The organism is Verminephrobacter aporrectodeae subsp. tuberculatae At4, assembly GCF_000193225.1.
Lineage (GTDB): Bacteria > Pseudomonadota > Gammaproteobacteria > Burkholderiales > Burkholderiaceae_C > Acidovorax > Acidovorax aporrectodeae.
On sequence record NZ_AFAL01000360.1, the window covers coordinates 1 to 5298 of the forward strand.

General features: G+C 66.3%; 5 protein-coding genes and 1 pseudogene. 2 read left to right on the forward strand and 4 right to left on the reverse strand.

Annotated elements, in window-relative coordinates; genetic code table 11:
- On the reverse strand, window positions 1-382 hold a 382-nt coding region (locus VTU_RS0108025), incomplete at its 3' end, for an adenosylcobinamide-GDP ribazoletransferase (RefSeq protein WP_029554199.1).
- Between the two features lie 23 nt (window positions 383-405).
- Window positions 406-1968, reverse strand: coding sequence for a threonine ammonia-lyase, biosynthetic (gene ilvA, locus VTU_RS0108030; RefSeq protein ID WP_010103070.1), 1563 nt, complete (start codon window positions 1966-1968; stop codon window positions 406-408).
- A 327-nt stretch (window positions 1969-2295) separates the two neighbouring features.
- Here ilvA and VTU_RS0108035 point away from each other — a divergent pair, with 327 nt between their 5' ends.
- Window positions 2296-2745, forward strand: coding sequence for an OsmC family protein (locus VTU_RS0108035; protein WP_010103071.1), 450 nt, complete (start codon window positions 2296-2298; stop codon window positions 2743-2745).
- 30 nt (window positions 2746-2775) lie between these two features.
- Here the strand turns inward: VTU_RS0108035 and coq7 are convergent.
- Window positions 2776-3392 (reverse strand): annotated as a pseudogene (coq7, locus tag VTU_RS26530) (2-polyprenyl-3-methyl-6-methoxy-1,4-benzoquinone monooxygenase).
- A 330-nt stretch (window positions 3393-3722) separates the two neighbouring features.
- Between coq7 and VTU_RS0108045 the strand changes: the two are divergent.
- Window positions 3723-4805 carry a porin gene (locus VTU_RS0108045; RefSeq protein ID WP_010103072.1) on the forward strand — a complete coding sequence of 361 codons (1083 nt, stop codon included), beginning with the start codon at window positions 3723-3725 and terminating at the stop codon, window positions 4803-4805.
- Window positions 4806-4869: 64 nt separating this feature from the next.
- On the opposite strand, the gene VTU_RS0108050 is transcribed toward VTU_RS0108045, so the two are convergent.
- A partial coding sequence (locus tag VTU_RS0108050) for a PfkB family carbohydrate kinase (RefSeq protein WP_010103073.1) occupies window positions 4870-5298 on the reverse strand: 429 nt, incomplete at its 5' end.

Consider the following 5298-nt stretch of genomic DNA (forward strand, 5'->3'; position numbering starts at 1 on the left):
GCACCAGGGCCAGGGCCCCGAAGGCGCCGATGCGCGCGTCCTTCATGATGTCGAGCGAGCGCGCGCGGTCGGCGCTGCCGCCCAGGCCGTCGGCCAGGTCCGCGAGGCCATCCTCGTGCAGGCCGCCCGTCACCAGCACGCTGGCCAGGGTGCAGAACACGGCCGCCACGGCCGGAGCCAGCGGGCTCGGGGCCAGCGCCCCGTACAGCGCCGCATAGACGCCGCCGGCGACCAGGGCCACGAGCCAGCCGACGCCCGGCAGATGCGCCGCGCTGGCGCGCAGCATCGCGGGGCTGTACCCCACCCACGCGGCCAGCGGCCCGGTGACGGGGACGCGGGTGAAAAACTGCACCGCCAGCAGGTAGTGGCGCAGGGCTTGCACCGCGGGCTGCGCCGTTGGAATCCTCACGCTTCGGCGCGCAGGAACAGGCGGTACGCCGGGTTCTGCGTCGCCTCCACGCAGGGGTAGCCCAGCGTGGCGAGGAAGGCGTCGAACATGGCCGCGTCCCCGGGCGGCACCTGCATGCCCACGAGGATGCGGCCGTAGTCCGCGCCCTGGTTGCGGTAGTGAAACAGGCTGATGTTCCAGGTGGGCTGCATGAGGCTCAGGAACTTGAGCAGCGCGCCGGGACGCTCGGGGAAGGTAAAGCGCATCAGGCGCTCGTCCTGCGCCAGGGCCGAGTGCCCGCCCACGAGGTGGCGCAGATGCTCCTTGGCGAGTTCGTCGTGCGTCAGGTCCAGCGCCTCGAAGCCGTGCTCGCCGAAGGTGCGGGCAATCTTTTCCGAATCGCCCTTGCCCTGCGTGGTCAGGCCCACGAGCACATGCGCCCGCGCGGCATCGCTGATGCGGTAGTTGAACTCGGTCACGCTGCGGGGCCCGCCGGGCAGGCCGCCGATCACTTCGCAAAAGCGCCGGAAGCTGCCGCGCGTCTCGGGGATGGTGACGGCGAGCAGCGCCTCGCGCTCCTCGCCCACCTCGGCCCGTTCGGCGACGAAGCGCAGGCGGTCGAAGTTCATGTTCGCGCCGCTGAGGATTGCGGCGTAGGTCTCGCCCCGGGTCCCGTGCGTCGCGACATACTGCTTGACCCCTGCCACCGCCAGCGCGCCCGCAGGCTCGACGATGCTGCGTGTGTCCACGAACACGTCCTTGATGGCCGCGCAGACGGCGTCGGTGTCAACGGTGATGAAGCCGTCCACCAGGCCCTGCGCCACGCGCAGGGTTTCTTCGCCCACGAGCTTGACGGCCGTGCCGTCGGAGAACAGACCCACGTCGGCCAGCGCCACGCGCGCATGCGCCTGCACCGAGCGGGTCATGGCGTCCGAGTCGTTCATCTGCACGCCGATCACCCGGATCTCGGGCCGCACGGCCTTGATGTAGTTGGCCACGCCGCTCACGAGACCCCCGCCGCCAACGGCCACGAACACGGCATCGAGCCGGTTGCTGCCCAGGCCTTGCAGCTGGCGCAGGATTTCCATGGCGACCGTTCCCGCGCCGGCAATCACGTCCGGGTCGTCAAAGGGGTGCACGAAGCTCAGGCCCCGCTCTTTTTCGAGCTCGACCGCGTGGTCGTAGGCGTCGGAATAGCTGTCGCCAAACAGCACGACCTCGCCCCCCAGATTTTTCACGGCGTCGATCTTGAGCTGGGGCGTCGTCGTCGGCATCACGACGACCGCGCGCGTGCCCAGCTTGTGCGCGCTCATGGCCACGCCCTGGGCGTGGTTGCCGGCCGAGGCGCAGATCACCCCGCGCCGAAGCTGCTCGGGCGTGAGCTGCGCCATCTTGTTGTACGCGCCGCGCAGCTTGAAGCTGAAAGCCGGCTGCTGGTCCTCGCGCTTCAGGAGCACCCGGTTGTGCAGCCGGTGGCTGAGGTCCCTGGCGGGCTCCAGGGCCGACTCCTGCGCCACGTCGTACACCCGGGCGGTGAGGATTTTCTTCAGGTAGTCGGCGGGGGTCAGAGGCTGGGTCATGACAGAGGCGAAGGAAGCACGGTGCGCGCCCGCCGCGGCGCGGCTGGCAGAGCCCGCATCATAGGGGCGGCGCAGATTCCGCTGCCGGTGCAAAAAAAGCCCCGGGCCGTGAGGCCTGGGGCTGAATCCATCCTTTGAGGAGATGGAGGAGACAATCGGTGCGGGGCAATGGGCGCCGGGGCCCTCTTGCCATCTGCTTCGTCGAAAAGCAGCGCATGCCCCGGAGTGTAGCGCAAACCTTGCTGCGATGCAGCAAAATCTGCCCCGAATCCATTTCGCCGGGCGATCAGCGTGCGAAAAAACCACATGCCACTCAGGGGAACATCCATGGAATGCACAGTCAGTTGGACAGGCGGGGCCGGAACACGATCCGGCATGGGCTTCGTGGCCGAAACCGGCAGCGGCCATGTTCTGGCCATGGACGGCGCGCCGGACGCCGTCCATCCCGGCAATGGCGGGCAGAATCTGGCGCCCCGCCCCATGGAGACCGTGCTCGCAGGCGCCGGGGGCTGCACGGCCTATGACGTGGTGCTGATCCTCAAACGGGGCCGCCACGACGTGCGCGGCTGCAGCGTGAAACTGACCACGGAGCGCGCGCAGACGGACCCCAAAGTGTTCACCAGGATCCACATGCATTTCACCGTCAGCGGCAAGGGCATTGCGCCCGCCGCGGTGCAGCGCGCCATCGCCATGAGCCACGAAAAATACTGCTCGGCCAGCATCATGCTGGGCAAAACGGCGCAGATCACCACCGGTTTCGAGCTTCTGGAGGTCTGACGGCCCATGCCGCAAACAGGCAGCAGGCGCTCAGAGGTAGTGTGCCGTGGTGGTCATCACCCGGGCGGCGGCCTTCATGGCGGCGCGGACGGGGGCGGGCAATTCCAGCGCCCCCGCGGCGCGGGCCTGCATTGCGTGCCGCTCCTCATCCGCTTTCATGCGCGCCACCACGGCCCGCGAGGCCAGGTCCTGCTCGGGAAGCCGCGCGAGGTGGCTCTGCAGGTGCGCGGCCACCTGATTTTCCGTCTCCACCACGAACCCCAAACTGACGCGGTCGCCGACCCTGGCTGCGACGAGACCCAGCGCGAAGGCGCCCGCGAACCACAGCGGGTTGAGCAGGCTGGGGCGGGCGCCCAGTGCGTCCAGTCTTTGCCGGGTCCAGGCGAGGTGGTCGGTCTCTTCACGCGCCGCCTGCTGCAAGTGGATGCGCAGCCGGGAGTCGCGCGTCACGGTCGCCTGGGCGGTGTAGAGCGCCTGCGCGCAGACCTCGCCCACATGGTTCACGCGCATCAGCGCCCGGCCCGTTTTTTCTGGGCCGGGGTCAGCGCGGCTTCGGCCAAGCCGTGGGCGGGCGTCTCCTCGGATGCGCCGGGTCGGGCAAGGAGCGTGCGCAGCGCATTGTCGGCAGCGATCAGCAGAGAATCCATGAAAGCCTTTGGCGCCCCAGGCGCGGAAACACACATTACACTGGCGTACAGACACCCGCCGCCACGGCATGGGAACTGCTTGGCCCGGGCGCAATTCTGCCCGGGCGCATGTAAACGTTGCAACACTGCAACGAATTCCCGCTTTCGGGTCGATTATGGGTGAATTCCTTTGCGCAACCGGGCCGGCTCTGGTGCAATAAGCGCAACTTCCCCACCAGGAGGTTGGCCCGGGGAACCGGCGGGGCTGTACAGGCGCGCACTGCAAGTGCTTTCGCTTTCGCACTGACCCCCCGTACCGGAGCCCTACGTTTAACCTTGGAGTAACTCGCAATGAAAAAATCCCTGATTGCCCTGGCTGCGTTGGCTGCTTCCGGCGCGGCAATGGCACAGTCCTCCGTGACCCTGTTTGGCGTGGCCGATGCAACCTTCGCCTACGGCACCGGCACCGTTTCCAAAAAGACACAGCTGGCAAGTGGCGGTCTCGACGGCAGCCGTCTGGGTTTCCGTGGCGTTGAGGATCTGGGCGGCGGCATGTCCGCATCGTTCCACCTCGAAGCGGGCTTGAATAACGACGACGGCACCGGCGGCACGACCGACACCAATAACCAAGGTAAAGCAGCAAGCGGTGGCCTGATCTTCAACCGCCGTTCGACGCTCAGCCTCAATGGCGGCTTTGGTGAGGTTCGTCTGGGCCGTGACTACACCCCCCATTTCAAGAATCTGACCGCGTTCGATCCGTTTGGCACAAGCGGCGTTGGCACCACGCAAACCTATATGTCCAGTATCGGTGGCCCAACCAAGGCTCGCGCTTCGAACTCCATTGGCTACCTCCTGCCTGACAATCTGGGCGGTTTCTACGGCCAAGGCCAGTTCTACATGGGTGAGAACAACAGCAATGTGGTCAACAAGAAGGACGGCAACGGCGTGTCCCTGCGCGCCGGCTACGCCAATGGCCCGATCGACGTTGCTGGATCCTTCGCCAAGACCACCTACCTGCTCAACGTCACCCAGGGCATGCCGACTGGTGGCAATATCACGACCATGAACTTTGGCGGCAAATACGATCTGGGCATGGTCAAGATTCTCGGCCAGTACTCCCAAGACAAGGTCATCGGCACCGGCACCGGCAAGGGCTTGCTGGGTGGCGTTCAGATCCCCGTGGGCCCTGCTGGCCAGGTTCGCCTGTCGTACTCGACCTACAAGGTTGTGACGGTCGGAGCTAACACGCTCGATCCCGTATCGAGCAAGATCGCTGCGGGCTATGTACACAACCTGTCCAAGCGCACCGCCGTGTACGGTACGTTTGCCAATGTGACCAACAAGAAGGGGGCAAGCCAAGCCCTCAACGGTTCCGACACGGCGCCCAACAAGAAGTCGAGCGGCTTCGATTTCGGTATCCGCCACAGCTTCTGATGGTGAAACTGGCTTTGCGCCGGTCTCCCAATCTCAAAAGCCGCCCTTCCGGGCGGCTTTTTTTTTATGGCGCAGCGAAATCCAATCGATAGTTCTGTGGTCCGCGCTGCGCAATCTTGAGGGCGCCAACACGGTTTCCGAGTTCGGCGCAGCGCACCAGAGGCCAGCCCTTTTCGAGACCGAACAACAGCGCGCCACGCCACGCGTCCCCGCACCCCGTGGGGTCGACGACCTGGGTGGGCACGACCGCCGGCACATGGGTCTTGCGGCCATCCACCCACACCTCGCAGCCCTGCGCGCCGAGCGTCACGACGAGCCCGCGCAGCTTGCGCGCGATCTGCGCCATGCTCCAGCCCGTACGCTCACACAGCATCCTGCCCTCGTAGTCGTTGACGGTCAGCCAACTTGCCTGGTCGATGAAGCGCGCCAGTTCTGCGCCATTGAACATGGGCAGGCCCTGACCGGGATCGAACACGAAAGGAATTCCTGCCGC

What these genes read in the sequence shown, in the direction of transcription:
- VTU_RS0108035 (WP_010103071.1), top strand. Translation starts at nt 2,296, where the DNA reads ATGGAATGCACAGTCAGTTGGACAGGCGGGGCCGGAACACGATCCGGC.
- ilvA (WP_010103070.1), bottom strand. Translation starts at nt 1,968, where the DNA reads ATGACCCAGCCTCTGACCCCCGCCGACTACCTGAAGAAAATCCTCACC.
- VTU_RS0108045 (WP_010103072.1), top strand. Translation starts at nt 3,723, where the DNA reads ATGAAAAAATCCCTGATTGCCCTGGCTGCGTTGGCTGCTTCCGGCGCG.